Annotated in this window: 27 protein-coding genes and 1 riboswitch; of the genes, 8 read left to right on the forward strand and 19 right to left on the reverse strand. The window is 71.4% G+C overall.

Annotated features, from left to right (window positions below; all coding sequences use genetic code 11):
- The first annotated feature begins 48 nt into the window (after window positions 1–48).
- A complete protein-coding gene (locus tag ABT324_RS14250) occupies window positions 49–1,053 on the forward strand; it encodes a methyltransferase (protein ID WP_351176195.1) in 1,005 nt (334 codons plus the stop codon).
- Here the strand turns inward: ABT324_RS14250 and ABT324_RS14255 are convergent.
- The gene (locus tag ABT324_RS14255) at window positions 1,028–1,681 is read right to left on the reverse strand and encodes an MOSC domain-containing protein (RefSeq protein ID WP_351176197.1); all 654 of its coding nucleotides are present in this window, start codon (window positions 1,679–1,681) and stop codon (window positions 1,028–1,030) included. The two genes, ABT324_RS14250 and ABT324_RS14255, sit on opposite strands and share 26 nt — an antisense overlap.
- A gap of 328 nt (window positions 1,682–2,009) precedes the next feature.
- Between ABT324_RS14255 and ABT324_RS14260 the strand changes: the two genes are divergently transcribed.
- The gene (locus ABT324_RS14260; RefSeq protein ID WP_351176199.1) at window positions 2,010–2,639 is read left to right on the forward strand and encodes a GNAT family N-acetyltransferase; all 630 of its coding nucleotides are present in this window, start codon (window positions 2,010–2,012) and stop codon (window positions 2,637–2,639) included.
- 12 nt (window positions 2,640–2,651) lie between these two features.
- On the opposite strand, the gene ABT324_RS14265 is transcribed toward ABT324_RS14260, so the two are convergent.
- Both ABT324_RS14265 and aceA read right to left on the reverse strand, forming a co-directional pair.
- The gene (locus ABT324_RS14265; protein WP_351176201.1) at window positions 2,652–3,212 is read right to left on the reverse strand and encodes a Uma2 family endonuclease; all 561 of its coding nucleotides are present in this window, start codon (window positions 3,210–3,212) and stop codon (window positions 2,652–2,654) included.
- Window positions 3,213–3,473: 261 nt separating this feature from the next.
- Window positions 3,474–4,787: an isocitrate lyase gene (aceA, locus tag ABT324_RS14270; protein WP_351176203.1), complete on the reverse strand. Its 1,314-nt coding sequence runs from the start codon at window positions 4,785–4,787 to the stop codon at window positions 3,474–3,476.
- A gap of 175 nt (window positions 4,788–4,962) precedes the next feature.
- Here aceA and ABT324_RS14275 point away from each other — a divergent pair, with 175 nt between their 5' ends.
- Entirely contained in the window at window positions 4,963–6,372 is a 1,410-nt protein-coding gene (locus ABT324_RS14275) for a helix-turn-helix domain-containing protein (RefSeq protein WP_351176205.1), read from the forward strand.
- 147 nt (window positions 6,373–6,519) lie between these two features.
- Here the strand turns inward: ABT324_RS14275 and ABT324_RS14280 are convergent, their stop codons facing one another.
- Window positions 6,520–7,116, reverse strand: coding sequence for a TetR/AcrR family transcriptional regulator (locus tag ABT324_RS14280; RefSeq protein ID WP_351176207.1), 597 nt, complete (start codon window positions 7,114–7,116; stop codon window positions 6,520–6,522).
- Window positions 7,117–7,182: 66 nt separating this feature from the next.
- Here ABT324_RS14280 and zapE point away from each other — a divergent pair, with 66 nt between their 5' ends.
- The gene (zapE, locus tag ABT324_RS14285; RefSeq protein WP_351176209.1) at window positions 7,183–8,250 is read left to right on the forward strand and encodes a cell division protein ZapE; all 1,068 of its coding nucleotides are present in this window, start codon (window positions 7,183–7,185) and stop codon (window positions 8,248–8,250) included.
- A 12-nt stretch (window positions 8,251–8,262) separates the two neighbouring features.
- Here zapE and ABT324_RS14290 read toward each other — a convergent pair whose 3' ends face one another.
- Window positions 8,263–8,433 (reverse strand): hypothetical protein, encoded by a 171-nt coding sequence (locus ABT324_RS14290; RefSeq protein WP_351176211.1) that lies wholly within the window; start codon window positions 8,431–8,433, stop codon window positions 8,263–8,265.
- A 209-nt stretch (window positions 8,434–8,642) separates the two neighbouring features.
- Window positions 8,643–10,493 carry a translation elongation factor 4 gene (gene lepA / locus ABT324_RS14295; RefSeq protein WP_351176213.1) on the reverse strand — a complete coding sequence of 617 codons (1,851 nt, stop codon included), beginning with the start codon at window positions 10,491–10,493 and terminating at the stop codon, window positions 8,643–8,645.
- Between the two features lie 130 nt (window positions 10,494–10,623).
- On the opposite strand from lepA, the gene ABT324_RS14300 reads away from it, so the two are divergent.
- Window positions 10,624–11,211, forward strand: coding sequence for a class I SAM-dependent methyltransferase (locus ABT324_RS14300; RefSeq protein WP_351176215.1), 588 nt, complete (start codon window positions 10,624–10,626; stop codon window positions 11,209–11,211).
- Between the two features lie 54 nt (window positions 11,212–11,265).
- The gene (locus tag ABT324_RS14305) at window positions 11,266–12,249 is read left to right on the forward strand and encodes an adenosine deaminase (protein ID WP_351176217.1); all 984 of its coding nucleotides are present in this window, start codon (window positions 11,266–11,268) and stop codon (window positions 12,247–12,249) included.
- Window positions 12,250–12,352: 103 nt separating this feature from the next.
- Here the strand turns inward: ABT324_RS14305 and ABT324_RS14310 are convergent, their stop codons facing one another.
- The 3 genes from ABT324_RS14310 to ABT324_RS14320 all read right to left on the reverse strand — a co-directional run bounded on the left by ABT324_RS14310 (window position 12,353) and on the right by ABT324_RS14320 (window position 14,991).
- The gene (locus ABT324_RS14310; protein WP_351176219.1) at window positions 12,353–12,733 is read right to left on the reverse strand and encodes a VOC family protein; all 381 of its coding nucleotides are present in this window, start codon (window positions 12,731–12,733) and stop codon (window positions 12,353–12,355) included.
- Between the two features lie 355 nt (window positions 12,734–13,088).
- A complete protein-coding gene (locus ABT324_RS14315) occupies window positions 13,089–13,952 on the reverse strand; it encodes an EamA family transporter (protein WP_351176221.1) in 864 nt (287 codons plus the stop codon).
- A 232-nt stretch (window positions 13,953–14,184) separates the two neighbouring features.
- The gene (locus ABT324_RS14320) at window positions 14,185–14,991 is read right to left on the reverse strand and encodes a sulfite exporter TauE/SafE family protein (protein WP_351176223.1); all 807 of its coding nucleotides are present in this window, start codon (window positions 14,989–14,991) and stop codon (window positions 14,185–14,187) included.
- 209 nt (window positions 14,992–15,200) lie between these two features.
- Here ABT324_RS14320 and rpsT point away from each other — a divergent pair, with 209 nt between their 5' ends.
- Entirely contained in the window at window positions 15,201–15,461 is a 261-nt protein-coding gene (gene rpsT, locus ABT324_RS14325) for a 30S ribosomal protein S20 (protein WP_351176225.1), read from the forward strand.
- Window positions 15,462–15,513: 52 nt separating this feature from the next.
- On the opposite strand, the gene holA is transcribed toward rpsT, so the two are convergent.
- Entirely contained in the window at window positions 15,514–16,500 is a 987-nt protein-coding gene (gene holA / locus ABT324_RS14330; RefSeq protein WP_351176227.1) for a DNA polymerase III subunit delta, read from the reverse strand.
- Window positions 16,501–16,596: 96 nt separating this feature from the next.
- A riboswitch (SAM riboswitch) is annotated at window positions 16,597–16,730 on the forward strand.
- A gap of 12 nt (window positions 16,731–16,742) precedes the next feature.
- On the opposite strand from holA, the gene thrC reads away from it, so the two are divergent.
- Window positions 16,743–18,002, forward strand: a complete 1,260-nt coding sequence (gene thrC, locus ABT324_RS14335) for a threonine synthase (protein WP_351176229.1) — start codon at window positions 16,743–16,745, stop codon at window positions 18,000–18,002.
- A 69-nt stretch (window positions 18,003–18,071) separates the two neighbouring features.
- Here the strand turns inward: thrC and ABT324_RS14340 are convergent, their stop codons facing one another.
- From ABT324_RS14340 to ABT324_RS14380, 9 genes are all read right to left on the reverse strand, one after another.
- Window positions 18,072–20,423, reverse strand: coding sequence for a DNA internalization-related competence protein ComEC/Rec2 (locus ABT324_RS14340; protein WP_351176231.1), 2,352 nt, complete (start codon window positions 20,421–20,423; stop codon window positions 18,072–18,074).
- Window positions 20,420–21,199 (reverse strand): ComEA family DNA-binding protein, encoded by a 780-nt coding sequence (locus ABT324_RS14345; RefSeq protein WP_351176233.1) that lies wholly within the window; start codon window positions 21,197–21,199, stop codon window positions 20,420–20,422. The genes ABT324_RS14340 and ABT324_RS14345 overlap by 4 nt, the downstream gene beginning before the upstream one ends.
- A gap of 113 nt (window positions 21,200–21,312) precedes the next feature.
- Entirely contained in the window at window positions 21,313–22,173 is an 861-nt protein-coding gene (locus ABT324_RS14350; protein WP_351176235.1) for a DegV family protein, read from the reverse strand.
- 139 nt (window positions 22,174–22,312) lie between these two features.
- Window positions 22,313–22,927, reverse strand: coding sequence for a histidine phosphatase family protein (locus tag ABT324_RS14355; protein ID WP_351176237.1), 615 nt, complete (start codon window positions 22,925–22,927; stop codon window positions 22,313–22,315).
- Entirely contained in the window at window positions 22,924–23,307 is a 384-nt protein-coding gene (rsfS, locus tag ABT324_RS14360) for a ribosome silencing factor (protein ID WP_351176239.1), read from the reverse strand. The genes ABT324_RS14355 and rsfS overlap by 4 nt, the downstream gene beginning before the upstream one ends.
- Before the next feature lie 186 nt (window positions 23,308–23,493).
- Window positions 23,494–23,667 (reverse strand): DUF1737 domain-containing protein, encoded by a 174-nt coding sequence (locus ABT324_RS14365; protein WP_351176241.1) that lies wholly within the window; start codon window positions 23,665–23,667, stop codon window positions 23,494–23,496.
- 160 nt (window positions 23,668–23,827) lie between these two features.
- Window positions 23,828–24,436, reverse strand: a complete 609-nt coding sequence (gene nadD, locus ABT324_RS14370) for a nicotinate-nucleotide adenylyltransferase (protein ID WP_351176243.1) — start codon at window positions 24,434–24,436, stop codon at window positions 23,828–23,830.
- Between the two features lie 349 nt (window positions 24,437–24,785).
- Window positions 24,786–25,007, reverse strand: coding sequence for a ferredoxin (locus ABT324_RS14375; protein WP_351176245.1), 222 nt, complete (start codon window positions 25,005–25,007; stop codon window positions 24,786–24,788).
- Between the two features lie 28 nt (window positions 25,008–25,035).
- Window positions 25,036–26,241, reverse strand: a complete 1,206-nt coding sequence (locus ABT324_RS14380) for a cytochrome P450 (RefSeq protein WP_351176247.1) — start codon at window positions 26,239–26,241, stop codon at window positions 25,036–25,038.
- Window positions 26,242–26,302 lie beyond the last annotated feature (61 nt).

Consider the following 26,302-nt stretch of genomic DNA (forward strand, 5'->3'; position numbering starts at 1 on the left):
CCGCGCTGCGCCGCGCTGATCCGCCGTTGCGGGCTTACCCTGCAACGCATGTCCTCCGAATCACCGGACATCTGGGCGATGGCCGACCTGGCCACGCCGTTCGCGGTTCGGACCGCAGCCACCCTGCGAGTGCCCGACGTGGTCAAGGACGGCCCGCTCCCGCTCGACGAGATCGCGCACCGCTGCCACGCCGAGGCCGACCCGCTGGGCCGGGTGCTGCGCTTCCTGGTGCACCACGGCATGTTCACCGAGCCCGAGCCCGACGTCTTCGGCCCCAACGAGGCCTCCGACGAGCTGCGCAGCGACCTGCCCGAGGGACCGCGCGCCTGGCTGGACCTCGACGGCGCGGTCGGCCGCGCCGACCTCGCCTTCGTCGAGCTCATCGAGCAGGTGCGGGGCCACCACCCGGCCTACCCGGCCGCGTTCGGCCGGTCCTTCTGGGAGGACCTGGCGCACAACGCGCAGCTCTCGAACTCCTTCGAGGCGCTGGTGGAGACCAAGGACCAGGGCATCGCCCCGCTGGTCGCCGCCGCCCACGACTGGTCGCGCTACGACCGGATCGCCGACGTCGGCGGCGGCAAGGGCGTGCTGATCGCCGAGATCCTCCAGCAGCACCCCCAGCTGCGCGGTGTCCTGGTCGACCTGCCCGGACCGGTCCGCAACGCCACCGACTACCTGCGGGAACAGGGCGTGCTGGAGCGAGCGGAGGTGGTGGCGGCGAGCTTCTTCGAACCGCTGCCGGTCCGCGCCGACGCGGTGGTCATCTGCGACGTCCTCGGCGACTGGGACGACGAGGACGCCGCCCAGATCCTGCGGCACTGCGGCCAGGCGCTGGAACCTGACGGCCGGGTGCTGGTCGTGGAGCTGCTGCCCGACAAGGACCGGATGGCCACCTTCACCGAGATGGACCTGCGGATGATGGTCTACGTCGGCGGCCGGATGCGCGACCTGGAGCGCACCCAGCAGGTCGCGGCCGCGGGCGGGCTCTCCGTCGAGGACTTCACCCCGCTGGACAACGGCTACGCCATCATCGAGTGCCGCTGCGCGCGCTAGCCACCTTGGCGGCCAGCGACTCGCGCCACTTCTCCGGCAGGTCCGCCAGCCCGCGCTCGACGTGCTCGGCCAACTCCGGTGCCCGGTTCATCGCCACCGCGAACACCTCGGCGACCCGCACACCGTGCTCCGGTCGGGAGAGCACCTCGACGGTGTCACCCGCCGTGATCTCCCCCGGCTCCTCCACCGCCAGGTACGCACCGGTCCGGCCGTGCGCGGTGAACTGCTTCACCAGCGACGGAACCTCCCAGAACCCGGCGAAGACCCGGCACGGCGTGCGCGGTCCTGTCACCCGGAGCACCGCCCCACCGACGCGCCAGCGCTCACCGATCACCGCCGAGCTGCTGTCGACGTCAACCAGCGTGAGGTTCTCCCCCGCATTGCCCGGCACCAGTTCCCGGCCCAGCACCTGCGACCAGTGCCCGAGCTCCTCGCGGTCGAAGGCGTAGGCCGCCTGGTACCACGCGCCGTGGTGCTTGCGGTCGCACACCGCGTCCCCGCGCACCCCGGCCGCCTCGAACAGCACCGGACTGGCCACCGGCTTCTTGTCGATACCGCTGCGGCCGACCCGCCCGGTCCACTCCCCGGTCCGCACCACCGCAACGTTCACCGACTCGACGATCCCCATGACCTGAACCTACGTGGCGCCCGGCACGCGGCACCAACCAATTCCCACGCGTGGAGACGTCGGACACACGACCACCCTGGCCTGTGCGGACCCTGCTGGGCTCGCCGCCCCACCCGAAGTCCACAATGGTCTCCCGGGCGGTCTGGAGGTGGATCTGCCACCGCAACCGTCGCTCGGTGATCACGCCCCGAGGCCCATACCCCGCCCTGCCACCCGACGGGCTCGCGATCGCGACACCTCAGCAGGTGATCCGGCACTCTTTCAACGGCATTCCTCCTCCCACTTCGGCATAACGGATGGTGAGGCGCTGATCCGAAGGGCAACAACCATGCAGACCACCACGCGCAAGGACCTCGTGCTCCGCACCGCCAGCGGCGAAGACACCGCGATCCTCGCCGAGCTGCTCGGCACCGCCTACCGCGACGAGCCCCGCATGGCCGCGCTGCTACCTGATCAGGCGCACCGGGAACCCCGGCTGCGCAAGCTCTTCTCCCTCCTGCTCAACCACGACCACCTCGGGCACCGCACCGACATCGCGGTGCTGCGCGGACAACCGCAGGCCGCGGCGGTGTGGGACCAGCCCGGCGGTCAGGCACCCGCGCTCGGCCGCCGCATCGCCCACCTGCCCGCGCTGCTCTCGCTGTTCCGGTGGCACCTCCGCGACACGGCGCGGGCGATCGAGGCGTTCAACGCCACCGACAGCCACCGCCCGGACGAACCGCACTGGCACCTGTTCGCCCTCGGCACCGCGCCGCAAGCGCGCGGCGGCGGACTCGCCAGCGCGCTGCTGAGGTCCGGGCTCGCCCGCGCCGACGCCCACGACACGCCCGTGTACCTGGAAACCACGACGCACGCTGGAGTTGCGCACTTCGAGCGGTTCGGCTTCCGGGTGATCCACGAGTTCCCGGTCGCCGGCGGCCTCACCGTCTACGGCATGTGGCGACCCGCCCGCCCCTGACCCCGGCGCGCATCAGGGGCGCAACCCGGCCACCAGGTCGGCCGGGGCGAACCGGACCGGGAATGGTCGCTGCGGTTCGAACAGCTCCTCCCCGACCACCCGCGCCACCCGCTGGTAGTCGCTGCCACCGACCAGCTCCCACGCCGTCACCGACGGCACCTCCAGGTCCGGGTCTACCAGCCAGAAGTGCTGGCTGCCCAGCCTGGCGTGCGCGGCCTTGCGCAGGCTGATGTCGTTCAGCCTGCTGCTCGGCGACGCGACCTCGACCGCCAGCACCGGCGCGGACCGCAGGTCCCGCAAGGTCAGGTCGGCGTAGCGCGCCACGACGAGGTCCGGCCGCAACTCGGTGTGCAGGTCCTGCCGCACCGCGAACGGCGCGGCGAGCACCCGGTACTCCGGCGGGCTCGCCCGGTGCAGTCGGACGAACAGGGCGCCCAGCGCCTCCTGGTGCGGCCACCCCACCGCCGGGCTCACCAGCAGCTCCCCGTCGACGAGCTCGTACCGGCGCCCGTCCTCCGGGAACGCCTCCAGGTCCTGGACCGTGAACCGGCGGCCACCAAGGTCGATCGACATCCCGTGCTCCCTCCACTCGTGCGCACCCCGGTGCCTCCGGAGTCCCGCTTATAAAGAGGAGCGAAGGTGCCGAACAGATACAGCAACCGCCGATGATCACCTGAACGAGTCGAAAACCACCACCACCGAAGAGAAGTGGGCGGGAACCCGACGCCTGGGTTCCCGCCCACTCGCACCATCGCGATATTTCCGACACCCCGCCACAGGGCCGCTGGTGCGTCTCGGGTGGTCGGCTCGGGGCCGACCACGGTCTCGAACCGGTCAGTGGAACTGCGCGGTCTCGGTCGAACCGGCCAGCGCCGTGGTCGACGAGTCCGGGCTCACCGCGGTGCTGATCAGGTCGAAGTAGCCGGTGCCCGCCTCGCGCTGGTGGCGGGTCGCGGTGTAGCCGTCGACCTCGGCGGCGAACTCCCGCTCCTGCAGGTCCACGTAGGAGGTCATGCCGTCCGCCGCGTAGCCCTTGGCCAGGTCGAACATGCCGTAGTTCAGCGCGTGGAAGCCGGCCAGCGTGATGAACTGGAACTTGTAGCCCATGTGGCCCAGCTCCCGCTGGAACTTGGCGATCGTCGCGTCGTCCAGGTTCTTCCGCCAGTTGAACGACGGCGAGCAGTTGTAGGCCAGCATCTGGTCCGGGAACTTCGCCTTGACCGCCTCGGCGAACTTGCGCGCCACCTCCAGGTCCGGGGTGGAGGTCTCCATCCAGATCAGGTCGGCGTGCGGCGCGTAGGCCAGCGCGCGGGTGATGCACGGCTCGATGCCGTTGCGGACCTTGTAGAAGCCCTCCGGGGTGCGCTCACCGGTGGTGTACTGCTGGTCGCGCTCGTCGACGTCGCTGGTCAGCAGGGTCGCGGCCTGCGCGTCGGTGCGGGCGATGACCAGACTCGGCACCCCGGCGACGTCCGCGGCCAGGCGCGCGGCGTTGAGCGTCTTGACGTGCTGGCTGGTGGGGATGAGCACCTTGCCGCCCAGGTGGCCGCACTTCTTCTCGGAGGCCAGCTGGTCCTCCCAGTGCACGCCCGCCGCACCGGCGGCGATCATGCCCTTCATCAGCTCGTAGGCGTTGAGCACCCCGCCGAAGCCGGCCTCGGCGTCGGCGACGATCGGCGCCAGCCAGTGGATGTCCTCGTTCTCGACGCCCGGCGTCTCCGGGTCGAGCGCCTCGGACCAGTTGATCTGGTCGGCGCGCTTGAGGGCGTTGTTGATCCGGCGCACGACCGAGGGGACCGAGTTCGCCGGGTAGAGGCTCTGGTCCGGGTAGGTCTCCCCGGCCAGGTTGGCGTCCGCGGCGACCTGCCAGCCGGACAGGTAGATGGCCTTCAGCCCGGCGCGGACCTGCTGGACCGCCTGGTTGCCGGTCAGCGCGCCCAGCGAGTTGACGTAGTCGGTCTCGTGCAGCAACTTCCACAGCCGCTCGGCGCCCTGGCGGGCGAGGGTGTGCTCCTCGCGCACCGAACCGCGGAGGCGGATGACGGTCTCAGCGGAGTGGGTGCGCTCGATGCCCTTCCACCGCGGGTTGGTGTCCCAGTCGCGCTGCAGCTCCTCAGCGGCCTGCTTCGCCTGCTCGCGGATGCTCATCTTGTTCCCCTTCCGGGCTCTCCTGCGGCCTGTTGGGAACCAGTTTTGCCGCCGCACCAGCGAAACACGACCAGATTTCCTTGGTAATTTTCCGCGTTTTTCTGCTAGCATCAACGCCATGACGGAGTTCGCCAGCGAAGAAGACCGCAATTTTTCGACGGAACACGACCTTCTCGTGTTCGGTCAGCGGCTGCGCCACTTGCGCCGCGCCGCCGGGCTCACCCTCGTCGAGCTGGGCGAGCGGGTCGGTCGTGCCCCGTCGCAGCTGTCGCTGCTGGAGAACGGCCACCGCGAGCCGAAGCTGTCGCTGCTGCGCGGGCTGGCCGAGGCGCTCGGCACCTCCGTCGACGAACTGCTGTCCAAGAAGCCGCCGAACCGGCGCGCCGAGCTGGAGATCGCCGTGGAGAAGGCGCAGCTCGACCCGGTCTACCAGCGGCTGGGCGTGCCCCCGCTGAAGGTCGGCAAGCGCGTGCCCACCGAGGCGCTGGAGCACGTGCTCGCCCTCTACGAGGAGCTCAAGCGCCGGGAGACCAAGCAGGTCGCCACCCCGGAGGAGGCCCGCAAGGCCAACGCCGAGCTGCGCCGGATGATGCGCGAGCACGGCAACTACTTCCCGGAGATCGAGAAGGCGGCCGCGGGCATCCTGGACAAGGTTGGCTACCACGGTGGACCGCTGTCGGAGGGGCAGATCCAGGCGATCGCCACCCACCTCGGCTTCGGCCTGCGGTTCGTCACCGACCTGCCGCGCTCGGTCCGCTCGGTCACCGACCTGAAGAACCACCGGATCTTCCTGCGCCGCGAGTCGCTGGGCATGCACAGCCCGCGCACCATCCTGCTGCAGACCCTCGGCCACCTCACCCTCGGCCACAGCCAGCCCCGCGACTTCGCGGACTTCCTGCGGCAGCGCGTCGAGGCGAACTACTTCGCCGCGGCGGTGCTGGTGCCCGAGCAGACCGCGGTGCCGTTCCTGCAGGACGCCAAGGCCGAGCGCGACATCGCGGTGGAGGACCTGCGGGACGTCTTCTCGGTGTCCTACGAGATGGCCGCGCACCGCTTCACCAATCTGGCCACCCAGTACCTGGACCTGGTCTGCCACTTCGTGCGCAACGACGAGACCGGCATCATCTACAAGGCCTACGAGAACGACGGCCTGGTCTTCCCGAGCGACCCGACCGGCGCGATCGAGGGGCAGCGGATGTGCCGGTACTGGGCCGGGCGCCAGGTGTTCGCCTCCCCCGACCGGTACTCGACCTACTACCAGTACACCGACAAGCCGGGTGCGACCCACTGGTGCGTCGCGCACGTCGACCCCAGCCGCGGCCGGGACTTCGCGATCACCCTGGGCGTCCCCTACGCCGAGTCGCGCTGGTTCCGCGGCCGGGACACCAACAACCACTCGAAGTCCAAGTGCCCCAACGGCGAGTGCTGCCAGCGCCCGCCAGCGGACCTGGCAAACCGCTGGGAGGGCATGGTGTGGCCATCGGCGCGGGCCCACTCGCACGTCCTGGCCGCGCTTCCCGCCGACACCTTCCCCGGTGTCGACGAGGCCGACGTCTACGCGTTCGTGGAGGCCCACCAGAACTAACCACGTCGGTGTCGCCTCAGCCGCTGGTCCTCTCGCAGCCGGGAGCGCTGGCGGTACCCACCGGTCGTCGTAGCGCAAGGGCGTGTTCCGGCACGCGGTGGTGCTCGTAGCGCCCCGCTGCGGAACCGCGCCGCCTCCAGCGTCGTTTCACGCCAGGACGCCGCGCAGGAAGGCCTCGACCGCACGGGAGAGCTGCGCGACGCTGGCCGGGCTCCCCGGCTCGGGCGCATCCAGGGAGCGGCTGCCGATCACCCGGTCGAAGACCAACCCCTCGCACAGGCTGACCAGATCAGCGCCAGCCGCAGCGGGGTCGGGCGCCTGCAGGGACACCATCAGGCCCGCTGCCAGCTGCGCGGAGAACGCCGCCCGCGCCAGCGGTTCGTGCAGGTCGGCGGTCGCGGCCACCTCCGCGACCAGCGCGTACCTCGCGATGGTGTCGTTGCGCCGCTCCCCCAGCATGCGATCCAGGTGCACCGCGATGCGGTCGGCGGCAGCTCGAACGTCCGGCGCCTGCGCGGGCTCCGCACCGGCCAAGGCGTCGAAGTCCTCCCGCGCCCGCACCGCCAACCGCTTCACCGCAACTTCCAGCAGCGCTCGGCGGGTGCGCACGTAGTACGACGTCGAACCGCGTGGCAGCCCCAGCCTCGTGTCGACGGCCAGGTGCGTCAGCGCCCGGACTCCCTGCTCAGCGACGAGCTCGATCGCGGCGTCGGCGATGCGCGTGCGGCGGTCCCGCTCACCCATGACTCGCCCTCCCCATTCCCCGTACTCTACATCCATAGAGGCTCTGTGCATGTAGAGGAGCAACCGTTGTCCAACCGCACCCGCACGTCCGGTGACCTGCGCGAACAATTCGACCTGGCCGCCTCGCTACGCGGTTTCGAGCTCGACGCCGGGCAGCGGCTGGTGGCCGACAAGCTCGCCGACCTGGGCACCGCGCTACCCAAGCGGTCCCGTCGGCCCCGCGGCCTGTACCTGCACGGATCGGTTGGGCGCGGCAAGAGCTTCCTGGTGAACACCTTCTTCGCCGCAGCTCCCACCCCGGGCAAGCTGCGCGTGCACTTCCACGGCTTCCTCACCCAACTGCACCGGGCCATCGCGCAACACCGGTCGGCTGGCGAGGTGGACGCCGTGGGCGCCGCGTTCACCGAACTGCTCGGCGGACTGCGGCTGCTGTGCTTCGACGAGTTCCACGTGCACGACCCCGGCGACGCGAGGCTGTTCACCACCCTGCTGCACGCCGTGCACGCGCGTCGCATCACGCTCGTGACCACCTCGAACTACCGTCCCGCCGACCTGCTGCCGAACCCGCTGTTCCACGAGGTGTTCCGGCCCGCGATCGAACTCATCCAGGCACGCCTGGAGGTGGTCGAGCTCCCCGGCGGTCCGGACTACCGGCGCACCGGCCAACGCAGCGGCACCGGCTTCGCGAGCGGAACCTGGTCGACGTCACTTCCCGCAGGGCTCGACTCCCCCACCACGGCCGAGCGCACCGCGCTCCCGGTGAACGGTCGGACGCTGTGCGCCGCGGCCGCGCGGGATGGCCTGGTGTGGTTCGACTTCGAGGACCTGTGCGCGACGGCCACCTCGGCACAGGACTACCTCGTGGTCGCCGAGCGGTTCGACACGTGGGTGGTCACCGGCGTACCGCAGCTGACCGACCGCGACGCCGAGACGCAGCAGCGATTCGCCAACCTCGTGGATGTGCTGTGCGACAGGGACACCACGCTGCACGTGGTGGCCGAGCACGACATCGCCGGGACGTTGGCCGACGGCCGCGACACCGACCGGACTGCCAGCCGCCTGGCCCTCCTCCAGTCCCACCGAGACCCAACAGAAGGCCCCGCACCTGCTGCGGTGCGGGGCCTTCGCCGCTGATCAGTGGACCGATCAGCCGAGCACGGTGACTTCCAGCTTCCGAACCGGGTCGATGACGCTGTCGGTCGTGGCGACGGTGCCATCGACTACGTCGTGGACCGCGTCGGCGAGGGCCGCGCCTCCGCCCAGCAGGCCGAGTCCCGCTGCCGCCAGCATCGCGAGCACGAACGAACGCAAGCGCATTGCTCAGTCTCCATTCGGGGTTCGAGGTGTGCGCTCCGAGTCTGGGTCGCAGTGCCACCGCACGCCCGCGAACGCACCCGTCCGGTTCGATCCCTCACTCGCCCGCATGATCAGCGACCGACTCGATCCACGACGGATCACCTCTCAAGCCCCAGCAACGAGAAGTGCCTCCCTCCCCAGAAGGGGAAGGAGGCACCGGGGCGAGGGCGCTACTTCTTGCCCTTGGCCTTGTCGTCCTTGGACTCGTCGGTGGACAGCGCGGCGACGAAGGCCTCCTGCGGGACCTCGACCCGCCCGATGGTCTTCATCCGCTTCTTGCCCTCCTTCTGCTTCTCCAGCAGCTTGCGCTTCCGGCTGATGTCACCGCCGTAGCACTTGGCGAGCACATCCTTGCGGATCGCGCGGATCGTCTCGCGGGCGATGATCCGCGAACCGATCGCTGCCTGGATCGGCACCTCGAACTGCTGCCGCGGGATGAGCTCGCGCAGCTTCGTGGCCATCTTCGTGCCGTAGGTGTAGGCGGCGTCGCGGTGCACGATCGCGCTGAAGGCGTCCACCGGCTCGCCCTGCAGCAGGATGTCGACCTTGACCAGGTTCGACGACTGCATCCCCGACTCCTCGTAGTCCATCGAGGCGTAGCCGCGGGTGCGGGACTTGAGCTGGTCGAAGAAGTCGAACACGATCTCGGCCAGCGGCAGCGTGTAGCGCAGCTCGACGCGGGTCTCCGACAGGTAGTCCATGCCGGACAGCTGGCCGCGGCGGCTCTGGCACAGCTCCATGATCGTGCCCACGAACTCCGACGGCGCGATGATGGTGCACTTAGCGACCGGTTCGAAGACGTTCTTGATCTTGCCCTCCGGCCAGTCCGAGGGGTTGGTGACGGTCAGCTCGGTGCCGTCCTCCATGCCCACCTCGTAGACCACGTTCGGCGCGGTGGAGATCAGGTTCAGGTTGAACTCGCGCTCCAGCCGGTCGCGGGTGATCTCCAGGTGCAGCAGCCCGAGGAACCCGCAGCGGAAGCCGAAGCCCAGCGCGCCGGAGGTCTCCGGCTCGTAGGTCAGCGCGGCGTCGTTGAGCTGGAGCTTGTCCAGCGCCTCGCGCAGCAGCGGGTAGTCGCTGCCGTCCACCGGGTAGAGCCCGGAGTACACCATCGGTTTGGGCTCGCGGTACCCGCTCAGCGGCTCCTCGGCGCCCTTGCGCTCGGCGGTGATCGTGTCACCGACCTTGGACTGGCGGACGTCCTTCACGCCGGTGATCAGGTAGCCGACCTCGCCGACGCCGAGGCCCGCCGACGGCTTGGGCTCCGGCGAGATGATGCCGACTTCCAGCAGCTCGTGGGTGGCGCCGGTGGACATCATCCGGATCCGCTGCCGCGGGGTGATCTTGCCGTCCACCACGCGGATGTAGGTGACCACGCCGCGGTAGGTGTCGTAGACCGAGTCGAAGATCATCGCGCGCGGCGGGGCGTCGGCGTCGCCCTGCGGCCCCGGGACCTGCTGCACGACCGCGTCGAGCACCGCGTCGACACCCTCACCGGTCTTGGCCGACACGCGCAGCACGTCCTCCGGCTCGCAGCCGATGATGTGCGCCAGCTCCGCGGCGTACTTGTCCGGCTCCGCGGCGGGCAGGTCGATCTTGTTGAGCACCGGGATGATCTGCAGGTCGTGCTCCATCGCCAGGTACAGGTTGGCGAGCGTCTGCGCCTCGATGCCCTGTGCGGCGTCGACCAGCAGGATCGCGCCCTCGCACGCGGCCAGCGAGCGGCTGACCTCGTAGGTGAAGTCGACGTGACCGGGCGTGTCGATCATGTGCAGCACGTGGTCGACGCCGTCCGCGGTCCACGGCAGGCGCACGTTCTGCGCCTTGATCGTGATGCCGCGCTCCCGCTCGATGTCCATCCGGTCGAGGTACTGGGCGCGGTACGCGCGTTCCTCCAGCACGCCGGTCAGCTGCAGCATGCGGTCGGCCAGCGTGGACTTGCCGTGGTCGATGTGCGCGATGATGCAGAAGTTCCGGATCCGCTCCGGGGGCGTGAACGTGGTGTCGGCGAAACTGCTCACTCAGTGTTCCTCGCGGATGTCGGCTGGTGCGGGGGTTCACCCCATGGTCCCATGACACGCCCAGTGCCCGATGTCCAACTCCGGGTCATCCCCGATGCCGGCCCCGCGCGCACGGTGCTGAGCTGGATGTATGAGCAGTTTTCCGGAGTTCGCCCTGGACCGTGCGTTCGGTCACCCCCGCGGTCTGCTGGGTGCTGCGGGCGGCTGGCTGATGGCGCACCGCAACGCGGCGACCGAGCAGCAGGTCGTGCGCCTGGCCCGGCTGTCCGGCGCGGAGCGGGTGCTGGTGGTCGGCCCCGGCCCCGGCGTGGGGCTGCGGGCCGCTGCGGGACAGGCCGCTCAGGTGGTCGCGGTCGAGCCTTCGGAGCAGATGCGGCACGCCGCGGCGCACCGGTGCAGCGGCCTCGACAACGTGACCGTGCAGGGCGGTGACGCCGAGTCGACCGGCCAGCCGGATGCTGAGTTCGACGTGGTGATGAGCGTCAACAACGTGCAGTTGTGGCCAGACCGAATCCCGGCGCTCGCCGAGCTGCGCCGCGTGCTGCGCCCCGGCGGGACCCTGCTGCTGTCCACGCACAGCCAGTGGCTGCCCGGTGGCCGCGCCGGGCTCGACGCGGACGTGCGGGCGGCCGGGTTCACCGACGTGCAGGTCTGGGCGTGGCAGCCGCGCGGCCGGGGCCCCACGCAGGTCCAAGCCCGCGCCGTCCGCCCGGGATGACCGGTGGTTACGGTGGGCGGCCGGTACCGGACCAGAGTTCTGGAGGATCACGAGATGTCGTTGGGCTTGACGCTGCCCAAGGCCGAGCTGCACCTGCACATCGAAGGCACCATCGAACCGGAGCTGGTGTTCAGCCTCGCCCGGCGCAACGGGGTGGCGCTGCCCTTCGAGACCGTGGACGACCTGCGCCGCCGGTACGTCTTCGACGACCTGCAGTCGTTCCTCGACCTCTACTACCTGGCGATGGCGGTGTTGCGCACCGCCCAGGACTTCACCGACCTCACCGACGCGTACCTGGCCAAGGCCCGCGAGCAGGGCGTCCGGCACGCGGAGATCTTCTTCGACCCGCAGGCCCACGCCTCCCGCGGTGTCCCGCTGTCGTCGGTCGTGGCCGGGCTGACCGAGTCGCTGCGGCACAGCGAGGAGCGCTTCGGCATCTCCACCCGGTTGATCGCGTGCTTCCTGCGCGACCGCGGCCCGCAGGAGGCCTTGGAGACCTGGGAGGGCCTGCAGCCGCACCTGGAGCAGATCGACGGGGTCGGCCTGGACTCCGCCGAGGTGGGCCACCCGCCGCAGGTGTTCGAGCCGGTGTTCGCCCGTGCTCGCGAGGCGGGTCTGCACGTGGTCGCGCACGCCGGTGAGGAGGGGCCGCCGGAGTACGTCTGGCAGGCCATCGACGTGCTCGGCGTGGAGCGGGTCGACCACGGCATCCGGTCGGTCGAGGACAGCGCGCTGCTCAAGCGCCTCGCCGACGACCGCACGCCGCTGACGGTCTGCCCGCTGTCGAACGTCCGGCTGCGCTGCGTGCCGGAGCTGTCCCAGCACCCGCTGCCGCGACTGCTCGACGCCGGGCTGCTGGTGACGATCAACTCCGACGACCCGTCCTACTTCGGCGGGTACGTCGGGGAGAACTTCGTCGCGCTGCAGGACGCGCTCAAGCTCGACGACGCGGTGCTGCGCCAGCTCGCCGCGGATTCGTTCCGGGCATCGTTCCTCCCCGACGCCAAGCGCGACGCGCTGATCGCCGAAATCCAGTAGCCACTTCTCCCCTGCGGCCCCGCCCCGGACGGCGGGGCCGCAGGAGACCGGCTCGCATGGCCGCGCGAGCCGGAACAGAGCTGGTCACGGTGCCCCGCGGACCTCAGAGGTTGCGGACGTCGATGCGCAGCGGATGGTCGTCCGGGATCTCCACCAGCACGATCCGCATGCCGTCCGGGTCGGCGATCCAGGCCTCGTCCAGGCCCCACGGCTTGCGCTCGGGCTCGGCCAGCACGGTGACGCCCCGCTCGCGCAGCTGCGCGAACTCGGCCCGGACATCGCGCACCTGCACCCACAGGACCTGGTCCGGGCTGGGGCCGGGCCCACCGCTGCCGGAGACCTCCAGGAACCCCTGGCCGAGGAAGAACACCGTGCCACCGGGGAACTCCCGAGCGATCGCCAGTCCGAGCACGTCCCGGTAGAACCGCACCGACCGGTCCCGCTCGCGGGGCCGGAGGATCAACCGGCTGGCCAAGACATCCATGCCCCATTCCTACCGGCCCGCACCCCAGACTGCCGAGTCACCCGGTCCTCGCAGCGCGCTCCGCCCGAAGTAGCACAGCCACGCGAGGTGGTGGGTTCGGCATCGCATGCGATCACCAGGACACCCCCGAAGCCGGGGGCGACCTCAGGCTGGCTATGCGCATGCGCGCGCTGCACTTCGGCATCGAGCTCATCGCAGTGCTCGTGCTGTTGCGCAACGAGTCATCCGGGAGAAGCCCGGCTCCGCCATCGCACGCCCAGGCACCGATGGCACGCGCCGTGCGAGTGCCCGGGAGTACCTGCCGAAGTGCACCGCACCGCCGCAGGAGTTCGCGGGTCCCCGAGCGCGGGGCCGGTCAGGCGAGGCCGAGCAGGACCACCCCGGTGAGGACGACGAGGGCGCCCGCCATGCGGCGGCCGGGTTGGGACTCACCGAGGAAGCGCCAAGCCAGCAGGCCCGCGATCACGATGCTCAGCTCCCGGGCGGGGGCCACCAGGCTCACCGGGGCGAGCTGCATCGCGAACAGCACCAGGATGTAGGCCAGCGGCGACAGCAGCGCCACCGCCAGCACGGACGCCCGGTGCTCGGACCAGACCGCGGCGATCTGGGCGCGGCGGCGAACCGCGTACGGGGCCAGCAGGACCGACCTGGCGAGGTTGTTCGCCCAGTCGTACAGCAGCGGGGACAGCGCCAGGCCGGTCACCGCGTAGGCGTCCCACACCGTGTAGATCGCGATCAGCGAGCCGGTCAGGACGCCGAAACCGACCCCGGCCAAGCTCGCGCCGGAGCGGGGCACCCCATCGGACAGCCCGATCACGAGCACGCCCGCGATGACCAGCAGGCCGCCCGCCGCCCCGAGCCAGCCCGGCCGCTCACCCAGCACCAGCACCGCGATCAGCATCGCCAACATCGGGCCGGTGCCCCTGGCCAGCGGGTACACCACCGACATGTCACCGACGGCGTAGCCGCGCTGCAACATCAGGAAGTAGGCCAGGTGCACGACCGCGCTGACCAGCACCCCCAGCACCCAACTGCGCAGAGGTGGAGCCCCCTGCCAGAGCAGCACCCCGGCGGCCACCGGCAGGTAGAGAGCAGCCGAGCAGGTCGCGGTCAGCCACACGAACCCGGGGCCAGCCGATCCGGCGCGCTTGGCGAAGAAGTTCCAGCCCGCGTGCGCGAACGCGGCGGCGACGACGAGGAGCACGGCGACCAAGCTCATGAAGAACCCTCCGTGCCGCGCGGGCGCGCAGCAACCGGGTTCCTCCAGGCTTTTGTCCCGTCAGATGTGCGACCGCTTCCGTTCCGCGACCGCCGGTGCCGCTCGGACCAGTCCCCCGCGCTCCTGGTTGTGGCGATCTGCGACGGAGCTGGGGCGGAACCCTAGGCACAACCAGCGCTGATGGTACGCCGCCCCGGCGCGCGGTTTGAAGGATCTTGTGGGCTGCGGCACGTCAGGCGCCCGCAGCGAGCTTCCAACCCAGGCTGATCACGAGGCCGACGACCACGGTGAGGAAGACCCGACGCACGAAACCCGAGCCACGCCGGGCCGCGACCACCGCGCCCAGGACGCTGCCCGCGATGTTGCTCAACGCCATCAAGATCCCCAGCCCCCACAGCACCTTGCCCGCCGGGATGAAGAAGATCAGCGCACCGATGTTGGTCGCGACGTTGACGACCTTCGCCGTGGCCGAAGCAGTGAGGAACGCGAAGCCGACCAAGCCGACCAGCAGGAACACCAGGAACGAGCCGGTGCCCGGGCCAGCGATGCCGTCCCAGAAGCCGATCACCGCGCCACCCGCGAGCATCACGAGCAGCTGCGCGCGGCGCTGGAAGCGCGGTGCGTCCACCGAACCGAGGTCGGGCTTGCGCCAGGTGTAGAAACCCACGGCCACCAGCGCGACGAGCACGACGATGTTGAGCACGTGCGAGGGCAGGGCGTTGGCGAGCATCGCGCCACCCAACGAACCCAGCAGCGCCACCACCGCCATCGGCAGCGCGGCGCGCCAGTCGATCGGGGTGCGCTTGGCGTAGGTGCGGGCCGCTGCCGAGGTGCCCGCGATCGCCGCGACCTTGTTGGTGGCCAACGAGTAGATCACCTCGCCGCCGGGCATCAGCAGCAGCATGGCGGGTAGCTGGATCAGGCCGCCACCGCCAACGATCGCGTCGACCGCCCCGGCGAGGAACGCCGCCGCGCAGAGGAACAGCAGACCGGCGAGCGTGAGATCGGCGAAACCGGGCCAGTTCAGGGCGTCGAGCACGAGGATCGACCTTATGGCCTGCCGCGCCGGTTCCGAGGCGGATGTGATCGCTCTCGCCCCGGCTCGCCCGGCCGACATCCGCCCAGGTCGCGGCTGTTAACATGGTCGACCGTGCCGTGCGGCGTTCCGCCGTGGAGGAAACCTGCCCCCGGGCAGGGCCGATCAAGCGCGGCACGACTGATTCGTCACGACGAGGAAGAGGCGCACCAGTGGCCAACATCAAGTCCCAGATGAAGCGGATCAAGACCAACGAGAAGAACCGGCAGCGCAACAAGGCCGTGAAGTCCTCGCTGAAGACCGCGATCCGCAAGTTCCGCGAGGCCGCTGCCGCCGGCGAGAAGGAGAAGGCCATCGAGCTGCAGCGGGCCGCCAGCAAGGCGCTGGACAAGGCCGCCAGCAAGGGCGTGATCCACCGCAACCAGGCCGCCAACAAGAAGTCCGCGCTGGCTCAGCGCGTCAACGAGCTCTGAGGCTCGGCCTGGTCTTCGGCCCCTTCCCCGGCGGGAAGGGGCCGTTTGCCGTTCAGGAGCGCTGGTTGCGGAGTTCGACCAGGCGCAGGACGGTGCGCTCCAGCGCGTAGGTGGCGTCGGCGGCCATGCCCTTGACCCCGGCGTTGACCTCGGCGACGGCCTGGAGCGCGGCGGCGAGGCTCCTGGGGTTCCAGCCCCGGGACTGCGCCAGCGCCTTCTTCACCTTCCACGCGGGCATGCCCAGCTCCCCGGCCAGCCGGAACGGGTCGTTGCGACCACCGGCAGCGGCGACCCGGCCGATGGTGCGGACCGAGTCCGCCAGCGCATCGGCGATCAGCACGTGCGGCACACCGAGCTGCACCGCCCAGCGCAGCGCCTCCAGGGCGGCCGCGCGGTCCCCGGTCACCGCCTTCTCCGCCACCGCGAACCCGGTGACCTCGGCGCGGCCCCGGTGGTAGCGGCGCACCGCGGTCTCGTCCACCTTGCCCCCGGTGTCGGCGACCAGCTGGGTCGCTGCCGCGGAGAGCTCGCGCAGGTCCGAACCGACGGTCTCGATCAGCGCGGCCACCGCCGCCGCGTCCGCCTTGCCGCCCGCCCGGCGGACCTCGTCGCGGACGAACGACTCCCGCTCGGCGGGTTTGGTGATCTTGTTGCACTCGGTGACGCGCGCGCCCAGCTTGCGCAGCGCGTTGGGCAACTCCTTCGCGTGCTTGGACCGCCCGCCACCGGAGTGCACGACCACGAGCGTCACGCCGTCGACCGGCTGCTTGGCGTGCGAGAGCAGGGCTTCGGCGATCTCCTTGCCCGCGTCCTGCGCGGACTCCACGGCCAGCACCCGGCCCTCCGCGAACAGCGACGGGCTGAGCATCTCGGCGAGCTCCGGAGGGGTGAGTTCGCTCACCTTCACCCGGCGCAGCTCCGCTTCCGGGTCCGCCGCGCGGGCCGCTCCGACGGCCGCCCACAGCGCACGTTCCACCAGCAGTTCCTCGTCGCCGAGGACCAAGTGCAGCGGATCGGTGACCACGGCCGGTGAACTCATGCAGGCATGGTCCCACGCACCCGTGACGATCCCGGCATCTGGATCGGCCTGGCCAGAACGCGGCGCGATCCATTAGCGTTGCGAGCACAACCGAATAGCTCATCCAGAGGGGCAGAGGGAACGGCCCGATGAAGCCCCGGCAACCGTTCGCCCGGTGAATCGTGATGTTCAGCGCGAGGTCTCCGGCGAAAGCGGTGCCAATTCCGACCCGTCCGCGGGACAGATGAGGAGAGGACCTCGCGATGACCGCTGCTGCCCAGCGCACGAACACGACCTTCGACCTCGGCAACGCCGTCGAACTGGTGTCCAAGGAAGAGGGCCACCGGCAGCCGCTGGCCCCCGAGTTCGTGTCGCTCGAAGACTTCTCGCCGCTGGAAGTGGCCTACGACTTCCCCCGGATCCGCCGCGAGGACATCGAAGCCGGTCCCCGGTCGATCTGGCGCTACAAGCAGCTGCTGCCGGTGCCCTCCAACGTCGAGGAGCACCCGAACACCGACCCCGGCTGTACCCGCCTGATCCGGGCCGACAACCTCGCCAAGGCGCTGGGCGTCAAGCGGATCTGGATCAAGGACGACACCGGGAACCCGACCCACTCCTTCAAGGACCGCGTGGTCGCGGTCGCGCTGGCCGCCGCCCGCGAGTTCGGGTTCAAGGTGCTGGCCTGCCCGTCGACCGGCAACCTGGCCAACGCGGTCGCCGCGGCCGCCGCCCGCGCCGGGTGGGACTCGGTGGTGCTGGTGCCGAAGACCCTGGAGCGCGCCAAGATTCTGATGAGCGCGGTCTACGACGGCTCGCTGCTCGCCGTCGACGGCAACTACGACGACGTGAACCGCCTGGCCACCGAGCTGGCCGGGGAGCACGAGGACTGGGCGTTCGTCAACGTCAACGTCCGCCCCTACTACTCCGAGGGTTCCAAGACCCTGGCCTTCGAGGTCGCCGAGCAGCTCGGCTGGCGCATCCCCGAGCAGATCGTGGTGCCGATCGCCTCCGGCTCGCAGCTGACCAAGGTTCACAAGGGGTTCAACGAGCTCAGCGAGGTCGGCCTGGTGGAGCCGAGCCCGGTGCGGATCTTCGGCGCGCAGGCCACCGGTTGCTCCCCGGTGTCCACCGCGTACAAGAACGACCAGGACGTGGTGCAGCCGGTGCGGCCGGACACCATCGCCCGCTCGCTGGCCATCGGCGCGCCCGCCGACGGTCCGTACGTGCTGGACATCGTGCGCAAGACCGGTGGTGCCATCGAGGACGTCACCGACGACGAGGTCCGCGAGGGCATCCGGCTGCTGGCCCGCACCGAGGGCATTTTCGCCGAGACCGCCGGTGGGGTCACCGTGGCCACCGCGAAGAAGCTCGTCGAGACCGGCAAGATCGACCCGGACGCCGAGACCGTCCTGCTGATCACCGGTGACGGGCTGAAGACGCTGGACGCGGTCCAGGACCAGATCGGCCCGAAGGCCACCGTGGCTCCGACGACCGAGGCCGTCAACCAGGCCCTGGGCCTGTAACCCGCTTTCCCGGACGTGCGCGGTGCTGCTCGCGGCACCGCGCACGTACCGTCTACAAGGGACTGGAGTTCAGCGGTCCACCGCGCGCAGCGGATCTCCGCGTGAGACGTGCCGCGGACCTCGTGGGCCGGGCAGGATCGCGATGTCTCCTTCCTGGTCGGTGCGCAGCACTTCCGCGCCGCCGCGGGTGAGCAGGTCCACCACGAACGGGCTGGGGTGCCCGTAGCTGTTGCCGTCGCCGACGCTGATCAGCGCCGTCCGCGGCCGCACCGCGCTCAGCAATCTCGGTGTGGTGTACCGGGATCCGTGGTGCGGGACCTTGAGCACGTCGGCCCGCAGGTCCAGCCCGGCGGCCATGAGGCGCCCCTGGGCGGGCAGCTCGATGTCGCCGGTGAGCAGCAGCCGCCCGGCCGGGGTGGTCGCCAGCAGCACGATCGAGGCGTCGTTGGCGTCCTCGGCCGTCTGCGACCGGGTCGACGCCGGATCCGGTGCCAGCACGTCCAGCACCAGGCCCGGCCAGCGCACCCGCTGCCCGGACTGCATCGGCACGACCGGCACCCGGTGCGCCCGGGTGTCCCGCAGCACCTGCCGCATCGCCCACTCCGGCTCCCGCAGCGGCCCCACCGCCACCGCACCGACCGCGAACTCGCCCAGCAGCCCGGTGAGCCCGCTGACGTGATCGGCGTGCAGGTGCGTCAGCACGACCAGCGGGACGCGGCGCACTCCGAGTCGGTCCAGGCACGCTGCCGCCCGCCGGAGGTCGGGGCCGGTGTCAACCACCACTGCTTCCCCCGGGCGCCCGGTGGCGAGCACGAGCCCGTCCCCCTGGCCGACGTCGCAGACGACCATGCTCCAGCCGGGCGCGGGCCAGCCGGACACCGCGCTGCGCACCGGCACCAGCACGAGCACCGCGAGCAGCAGGCCCACCGACGCCAGGACGCGGAACCGCTTGCCGCGCAACGCGACCAGACCAACGGCGACCAGCCCCGCCAGCAGCAGTCCGCCGGTGGTCCCGGGCAGCCAGTCGAAGGCCCCGCCGGGCACCGCTGCTGCCCGGTCGGCGACCAGCACCAGCCACTCCAGCTCGGGCGCGGCCAGCCAGCAGAACGCGCCCGCCAGCCAACCGGACAACGGCGCGACCACCGTTGCCAGCACGCCGAACACGGTCGCCGGTGCGACGACCGGACCGGCCAGCAGGTTCGCGGGTACCGCGACGAGGCTGACCGTGCCGGACAGCGCCGCGATCAGCGGAGCGGTCACGACGTGCGCTGCCAGCGGGACCGCGATGGCCTCCGCCACGCCGACCGGGACACCCCGGCTCCGCAAGGCTGCCGCCCACGCCGGGGCCAGCACGACCAGCCCGGCCGTCGCCGCGACGGACAGGGCGAAGCCCGGGCTCGTGGCCAGCTCCGGCATCAGCAGCAGCAAGCCGATCACGCTGGCCGACAGCACCGGCAGCGCGGAACGCCGCCTGCCCAGCACCAACGCCAGCAGCGTGATCGCGCCCATCGCCGCCGCGCGCAGCACGCTCGGCTCCGGACCCGCCAGGACGACGAACCCGACGAGCGCCGCGCCAGCCCCGAGCGCCGACAGCAGCGGCCCCGCGCCGACCAGGTGCAGCACGACGAGCACGGCACCGCACACGATCGCCAAGTTGGCCCCCGAAACCGCCATGAGGTGCGTGAGGCCCGCGGTGTCGAAGTCCTGCTCCACCTCCGGCGGCAGCGCGCCGGTGTCACCGACGACCAGGCCGGGCAGCAGTCCTGCGGCAGCGGGGCCCAGCTCGGCGGCCGCCGTGCGACGCAGCCCGTCGCGCAGGTCCGCGGCAGCTCGCTGCCAGCCCGGCGGTGGGCCGACCTCGGTGGGCGCCCCGAACACCTGCAGCGCAGCGATCGTCAGCTCGCCCGAGCGCGGCGGTGCAGCCTTGCCCCGCACCGTCACCTGCTGCCCGGCTATGAGGTCACGCCACTGCTCGGTCGGCACCAGCAGCACCACCGAACCGCTCGCGCGCACGTGCCGCCCGATGAGGTCAGCCGTTTCCAGCTCGGCCCGGACCAGAGCGCGGTCCTGCGCTCGCCGCGCCCCGAAGGACGCGCCGCGCAGCGGAACTGGTGCGCTGGTCAGGGTCACCCGTGCCGTCACCCGCTCGCCGTGGTGGGCCGCCTCCCGGACCGGGTGGTGCTCGGCGTGGTGGCCCCGGACTGCCATCCCGGCCGCGGCGACGCCTGCCAGCAGGAGGACCACCAGCGTTCCCCTCGCCCAGGCCCGGCGCCTCGTGGCAGGCCACAGCACCGGGGCCGCCAGCAGCGCGCACACCGCCGTCAGCGCCACCACGCCCCACCCGGCCAGCAGGCCGAGCAACGTGACCGCCCAGACCGCAGCCGCGGTCGGCGCCAGCCGGAGGTCGAACCCGGTGCTCACACCCGCACCAACTCCCGCAGCCGGGCGAAGCGGGACCTGCCGATCCCGCCGACCTCCCGCAGCTGCTCCACCGAGTCGAACCGGCCGTGCTCGGTGCGCCACCGCACGATCCGCTTGGCGGTGACCTCGCCGATGCCTGGGAGTTCATCGAGTTGCTCCTCCGTTGCGGTGTTCAGGTCGACCTTGCCGTCGCCGGTCTGCCCGGACTGGGCCTGCGGCGGCACCGGCACGGCGACGTGCAGCTGCTCGCCGTCGGACAGCCGGCGGGCGAGGTTGAGCCCGGTCAGGTCGGTGTCCGGCAGCACGCCACCGGCCGCCTCGACCGCGTCGGCGACCCGACTGCCGGGCTCGACCGTGACCAGGCCGGGGCGGTTGACCCGGCCGACGACGCTGACCACGAGTTCGGGCGCGGACGTGGTGGCCGCTGGGAGCGGCGGCGGGGGCAGGACGGGTGGCGGGGCCGGCTCGGCGGCGGACCTGGAGGTCCACGCCATCGCGGCCATGCCGAGCAGCAGGACGGCGGCCAGCAGGGCGATCGCGAGCACACCGGTCCGGCCGGGGTCCACTCTGGACCTCAGCAAGGACTCGGGCAGCCACCGCTCCGCGAACCGGCGCGTGCGCGGCACCGGTTCCGGTGGTGTTGCGGAGTAATCAGGACCGGCACGCTCCACCGCGTCGTCGCGGTCGGCGTGTCGGCGCAGGGCCTGCAGCCTGCTGCGCGGGTCGAGTGCTTCGTCAGGCCCGCCTGTGGCGCGGATAGCTCGTGCGTCGAACATGACGACAAAGTTAGATCACGCGAATCCCGTTGCGCAGCCCCTTTTTTCGCGACCAGGACCACTGTGGACGAAGATTCAGCACGATGGTGTGGAATCCGCCCACCGAAAGGTTCTCAGTCGGCCGAACGCCACCCGTTCGGGAGAACCACGACCCCCACCGCGCCAGGCCCGATGTGCGCCCCGATCACCGCGCCCACCTCCGAGACCACGCAGTCCGCCACCGCGCCGAGGTGCGCGCGGATCCGGCTCGCCAGCTGCTCCGCGCGCTCCGGCGCGGCCAGGTGGTGGACCGCGATGGCCGCCGCCCCGGAACCCGCCGCCGACGAGGAGATCTCCACCAGCCGGGACATCGCCCGCGTGGTCGTCCGCACCTTCTCCAGCGCGTCGATCCGCCCGTCGTGGACGTGCAGCAGCGGCTTGATGGCCAACGCCGTGCCCAGCACGGCGGCTGCCGTGCCGATCCGGCCACCGCGCCGCAGATACTCGAGCGTCTGCACCGAGAACAGGGTGGTGGTGCGCTCCGCGGTGGCGGTCGCGGTGCGCACGACTTCGTCCAGGTCCGCACCCGAGTTCGCCACCTCGGCCGCGGCCAGCACCGAGAAGCCCAACCCCATAGCGGCGGAGCGCGAGTCGACGACCCGCACCCGGTCGGCGTCGACCTCGCGAGCGGCCAGCCGCGCCGCGTCCCACGTGCCCGAGAGCTGCCGCGACAGGTGAACCGCCACCACGCCGTCGGCGCCCTCGTCGAGGGCCGCCCGGAAGGTGCGCGCCAACTCCTGCGGCGTCGCGCCCGCCGTGGTCACGCGGTGCTTGCGCGCGAAGGCCCCCGCCAAGTCGTCCGGCCCGAAGGCCGACTCGTCGACCGCCGCCGCCCCGTCCACGCTGACGTGCAGGGGAACGGTCCGCACCGCGTACCGCTCGGCATATCCCGGCGGCAGGTACGCCGTCGAATCGGTGACGACTGCAATGGGCACACCGCAACCCTACGACGTCGCGCCGCGAACCCGATCAGCGCTCGCCCGGAGCGGTCAAACCTCGCTTTTCCGGGCACGGGCAGCCCGCCCGGCGACCGGCATGCGCATCGAGGAGTTGGGGCCGACCAGCGGCGGGAGGTCAGTCCGCGGAGAAGGCCCCGGCGTTGTAGGCCATCAGCCGCCAGTGGGTGCCGGTGCGCCGCTTGAGCACCACCCAGTGGCAGTTGCCGATGCCGCCCAGGCCCGGCCACAGCTCCAGCGGGAGCCCGACCAGCTTGGCGGTCAACGCCGTGATCAGCCCGCCGTGCGCGCACAGCAGCGCGGTGCCGTGGTGCTCGTGGTCGAGCTCCTCGACCACCTCCGCGGCGCGCTCGGCCACCTCGATGCGGGTCTCCCCGCCCGGCGGCGCCCAGGTCGGGCTCGACCGCCAGGTGGCCAACGCCCCGGGCCAGCCGTGCTCGACCTCGGCCCCGCTGAGACCCTGCCACTCCCCCAGGTGCGTCTCGCGCAGCCGCTTGTCCAACCGCACCGGCATCCCGCTGACCTCGGCGAACGCTTCCGCCGTGGTGCGCGCGCGGTTCAGGTCCGAGCTGATCGCGGTGTCCGGCGCGAACTGGGCGATCCGCGGCGCCGCGCGCCGGGCCTGCTGCCGACCGGTCTCGGTGAGCGCGCTGTCCAGGTGTCCCTGCAGCCGCCCGGCCGCGTTGTAGTCGGTTTCGCCGTGCCGCCAGAGCACCAACCGGTCGAGGCTCACTCCGCTGCGTCCGACGGCGCGTTCTGGTCCACGAACTCGATGCGCGGGCAGTCCTTCCACAGCTTCTCCAGCTGGTAGAAGGAGCGCTCCTCGGCGTGCTGGACGTGCACCACGAGGTCGACGAAGTCCAGCAGGACCCACCGGCCCTCGCGCGCGCCCTCACGGCGCACCGGCTTGGTGCCGGCCTCGCGCACCTTCTCCTCGATCGCGTCGACGATCGCCTCGACCTGCCGCTCGTTGGGCGCCGAGGCGATCAGGAAGCAGTCGGTGATGACCAGCTGCTCGGAGACATCCAGCAGGACCACGTCGGTGGCCTTCTTGTCCGCCGCGGCCTGCGCCGCGATCAGAGCCAGTCGGCGAGCGTTCTCGGTGGCTGCCACGTCACTCCTCTCGAGGTGGGCCCGGTGTGCGACCCACGCCGGGTAGAGGATAAGGCCAGCCCGCAGCGCGCCAGGACGGACCACCTGGCACCAACGCCGACCGCCTCGTCCGCCATTCCCGGCGGGCGTGGTCCGCACCACAGCGCAGCCACCGGCGGCGACGCGCGGAGGCGAACGCCACTCCGGTCAGTCCTGGCCGGTGGGCAGGACCACGGCCTGCCCGGCGACCACGGTCTTTCCGTCCCAGGTCAGCGTCGGCGGGCCGTGCAGGACGTACCCCTCCTCCAGCAGCGCGCTGATCCGGCGGCAGAACTCGGCATCGTCCGGACCGGTGATCAAGCGGTAGCGCAGTCGTTCCACGGCCAGGAGGGTACGGAGCCCCAGCCGGTGACGAGCCAGTGCAGCCCGCGTCGACCAGGCGCTGCTCCGCGGCCTCGACCGGAACGAAGGCCAGCCCGGAGCTGCTGGCGGCCGTCGAGCGCACCCGGGAGCGGGTCGTCGCGGCCGCTGAGGACGCGGGCTACGGGCCCCACTCGGGGGTGAGTTCGCGGTAGAGGCCCCGTTTGGAGATGTACTGGACGATGCCGTCCGGGACCAGGTACCAGACCGGGAGTCCGGCGCGGACGCGGTCCCGGCAGCCCGTGGACGAGATCGCCATCGCCGGGATCTCCACCAGGGACACCGCGCCAGCCGGGAGGTGGGCGCCGTTGAGCGAGTAGCCCGGGCGGGTCACGCCGATGAAGTGCGCCAGGTCGAACAGCTCCTCGACCCGGTGCCAGGACAGGATCTGCTCCAGCGCGTCGGCGCCGGTGATGAAGTACAGGTCCGCGTCCGGGTACTCGGCGTGCAGGTCGGTGAGGGTGTCCGCGGTGTAGGTCGGGCCCGCGCGGTCGACGTCGACCCGGCTGACCAGGAAGCGCGGGTTGGACGCGGTGGCGATCACCGTCATCAGATAGCGGTCCTCGGCCGGGCTGACCGCCTCGTGGCTCTTCTGCCACGGCTGCCCGGTCGGCACGAAGACCACCTGCTCCAGGCCGAACTGGGCCTGCACCTCGCTGGCGGCCACCAGGTGACCGTGGTGAATGGGATCGAAGGTGCCACCCATGACCCCGATCCGGCGACGAGACATAGCTGCCAAGCCTAGGAAGTCACCTCCTCGGCGCGCTCGCCGGGGCGTCGCGGAGTGTCGAGGATCGCACCGCAACCGCGAGGCCCGACCCCGCCCCCCGCCGGGCCGGGCCCCACGCCCTCATCAACCGCGTGGTCCGGGCTGGGCCTCCCCTGCCCAGGCCAGACCGCGCGGCCCCGCCGACCGCGGAGCCCGGCCCAAGCTCCCCCCTGAGCCGGGCCCCGCGGCCCTGCGCGACCCTCGGCGGCTGGGGGCCCACCTCGGGTCACGGGCGCTGCCGTTTTCCAGGCGCGCACCGGTGTGACCCCGCGCCTCGGCGGCCATGACGCGACCCCGGACGTGTCCTGCGTCACTCTTCCGGGGCAACCACCCGGCCCGTGTCCGCGTCCTTCACCAGGATCGCCTCGACCGGGCAGGACTCGGCCGCGTCCACCACCTCGTCGGCCGGTTCCACCTGCGCCTGCTTCGCGCACGCGTAGCCGTCCACCAGCTCGAAGTGGTCCGGTGCCACGCCGGCGCACATGCCACTGCCGATGCAGGTGTTCGCGTCGATCTCGATCGACCAGCTCATTCGCCACCTCTTCCCGTCATGAGCGAGATCACTCGACACCTTGCCACGACAGCAGCATCTTCTGGGGCCCGCGGACGAGCATCCCGCTCTTCCACTCCACGTCCTCGGCGGTGGTCGCGAAGCGCAGCCCCGGCAGTCGGGTCAGCAGCGTGCGCAGCGCGACCTGCAGCTCCATCCGTGCGAGCTGGGCGCCCAGGCAGTGGTGCGGGCCGTGGCCGAACCCGATGTGCGTGGCCTCCTGGCGGGTCAGGTCGAGCAGCTCCGGGTCGCTGAACACCGACTCGTCGCGGTTGGCGGCGGAGGTGCTGACCATGACCGGCTCCCCCGCCCGGACCAGCACACCGCCCAGCTCGACGTCCTCGGTGGCGTACCGGGGGAACCCGGCGCCGCTGCCCAGCGGCACGAAGCGCATCAGCTCCTCGACCGCCTGCGGGATCCCGTCCAGGTCCGCGCGCAGCGCGGCCAGCTGCTCGGGGTGGGTCAGCAGGACGTAGACGAAGTTCGGGATCTGGGTGGCGGTCGTCTCGTGCCCCGCCACCAGGATCCCGGCCGCCAGCCGGACCAGCTCGTCCTCGGAGAGCTTGTCCTGCTCGTCGCGGGCCTCGATCAACGCGCTGAGCAGGTCGTCGGCCGGTTCCGCGCGGCGCACGGCGATCAGCCCGGCGATGTAGTCGAACATCCGGTCCATGTAGTCGGTGACCTGCTCGGGGGTGAGCTTGGTCGTGGACAGGAACGCGTCCGACCACACCCGGAAGTCCCCGCGATCGTCGTAGGGCACGCCGAGCAGCTCGCAGATGACGGTGATCGGCAGCGGCAGCGCGAAGTCCTCGACCAGGTCGGCCGGGGCGCCACCCCGCAGCATCTCGTCGACGAGGCCGTTGGCGATCTCCTCGGTGCGCGGGCGCAGCTTCTCCACGCGGCGCGCGGTGAAGGCCTTGGCGACGAGCTTGCGCAGGCGGGTGTGCTCGGGCGGGTCCATGGACAGCAGCCCGCCGTTCGGCGTGTTGGGCCGCATCCTCGGCTCGTCGTGGTGCAGCACCGCGGCCCGGCTGAACCGCGGGTCGCCCAGGACGACCTTGGCGTCTTCGTAGCGGGTCGCCAGCCACGCGGTGTCGCCGTAGGGCAGCTGGATCCGGGTGAGCGGTTCCTGCTTGCGCAACTGGGCGTAGAGGGGGTCGAGCTGGAGCTTGTCAGCTTCGCTGAACGGGTAGGTCCTCGGCTCCGTGGTGGTCATGCACAGCTCCCGGTGGACTAGTTGTAAGCGAGTGCTTACACCTTCGTCTCCACGGTACGCA

It is taken from the genome of Saccharopolyspora sp. NPDC000359, from assembly GCF_040300525.1.
In the GTDB taxonomy this organism is placed as follows: domain Bacteria; phylum Actinomycetota; class Actinomycetes; order Mycobacteriales; family Pseudonocardiaceae; genus Saccharopolyspora.

Bases quoted from the DNA above. Each gene is read 5' to 3' on its own strand.
- thrC (WP_351176229.1), top strand. From the start codon at position 16,743: ATGACCGCTGCTGCCCAGCGCACGAACACGACCTTCGACCTCGGCAAC.
- ABT324_RS14260 (WP_351176199.1), top strand. From the start codon at position 2,010: ATGCAGACCACCACGCGCAAGGACCTCGTGCTCCGCACCGCCAGCGGC.
- ABT324_RS14310 (WP_351176219.1), bottom strand. From the start codon at position 12,733: ATGGATGTCTTGGCCAGCCGGTTGATCCTCCGGCCCCGCGAGCGGGAC.
- ABT324_RS14265 (WP_351176201.1), bottom strand. From the start codon at position 3,212: ATGTCGATCGACCTTGGTGGCCGCCGGTTCACGGTCCAGGACCTGGAG.
- ABT324_RS14255 (WP_351176197.1), bottom strand. From the start codon at position 1,681: ATGGGGATCGTCGAGTCGGTGAACGTTGCGGTGGTGCGGACCGGGGAG.
- ABT324_RS14280 (WP_351176207.1), bottom strand. From the start codon at position 7,116: ATGGGTGAGCGGGACCGCCGCACGCGCATCGCCGACGCCGCGATCGAG.
- ABT324_RS14290 (WP_351176211.1), bottom strand. From the start codon at position 8,433: ATGCGCTTGCGTTCGTTCGTGCTCGCGATGCTGGCGGCAGCGGGACTC.
- ABT324_RS14375 (WP_351176245.1), bottom strand. From the start codon at position 25,007: ATGAGCTGGTCGATCGAGATCGACGCGAACACCTGCATCGGCAGTGGC.
- nadD (WP_351176243.1), bottom strand. From the start codon at position 24,436: ATGTCTCGTCGCCGGATCGGGGTCATGGGTGGCACCTTCGATCCCATT.
- ABT324_RS14250 (WP_351176195.1), top strand. From the start codon at position 49: ATGTCCTCCGAATCACCGGACATCTGGGCGATGGCCGACCTGGCCACG.
- ABT324_RS14380 (WP_351176247.1), bottom strand. From the start codon at position 26,241: ATGACCACCACGGAGCCGAGGACCTACCCGTTCAGCGAAGCTGACAAG.
- ABT324_RS14300 (WP_351176215.1), top strand. From the start codon at position 10,624: ATGAGCAGTTTTCCGGAGTTCGCCCTGGACCGTGCGTTCGGTCACCCC.
- ABT324_RS14315 (WP_351176221.1), bottom strand. From the start codon at position 13,952: ATGAGCTTGGTCGCCGTGCTCCTCGTCGTCGCCGCCGCGTTCGCGCAC.
- holA (WP_351176227.1), bottom strand. From the start codon at position 16,500: ATGAGTTCACCGGCCGTGGTCACCGATCCGCTGCACTTGGTCCTCGGC.
- ABT324_RS14345 (WP_351176233.1), bottom strand. From the start codon at position 21,199: ATGTTCGACGCACGAGCTATCCGCGCCACAGGCGGGCCTGACGAAGCA.
- ABT324_RS14305 (WP_351176217.1), top strand. From the start codon at position 11,266: ATGTCGTTGGGCTTGACGCTGCCCAAGGCCGAGCTGCACCTGCACATC.
- aceA (WP_351176203.1), bottom strand. From the start codon at position 4,787: ATGAGCATCCGCGAGCAGGCGAAGCAGGCCGCTGAGGAGCTGCAGCGC.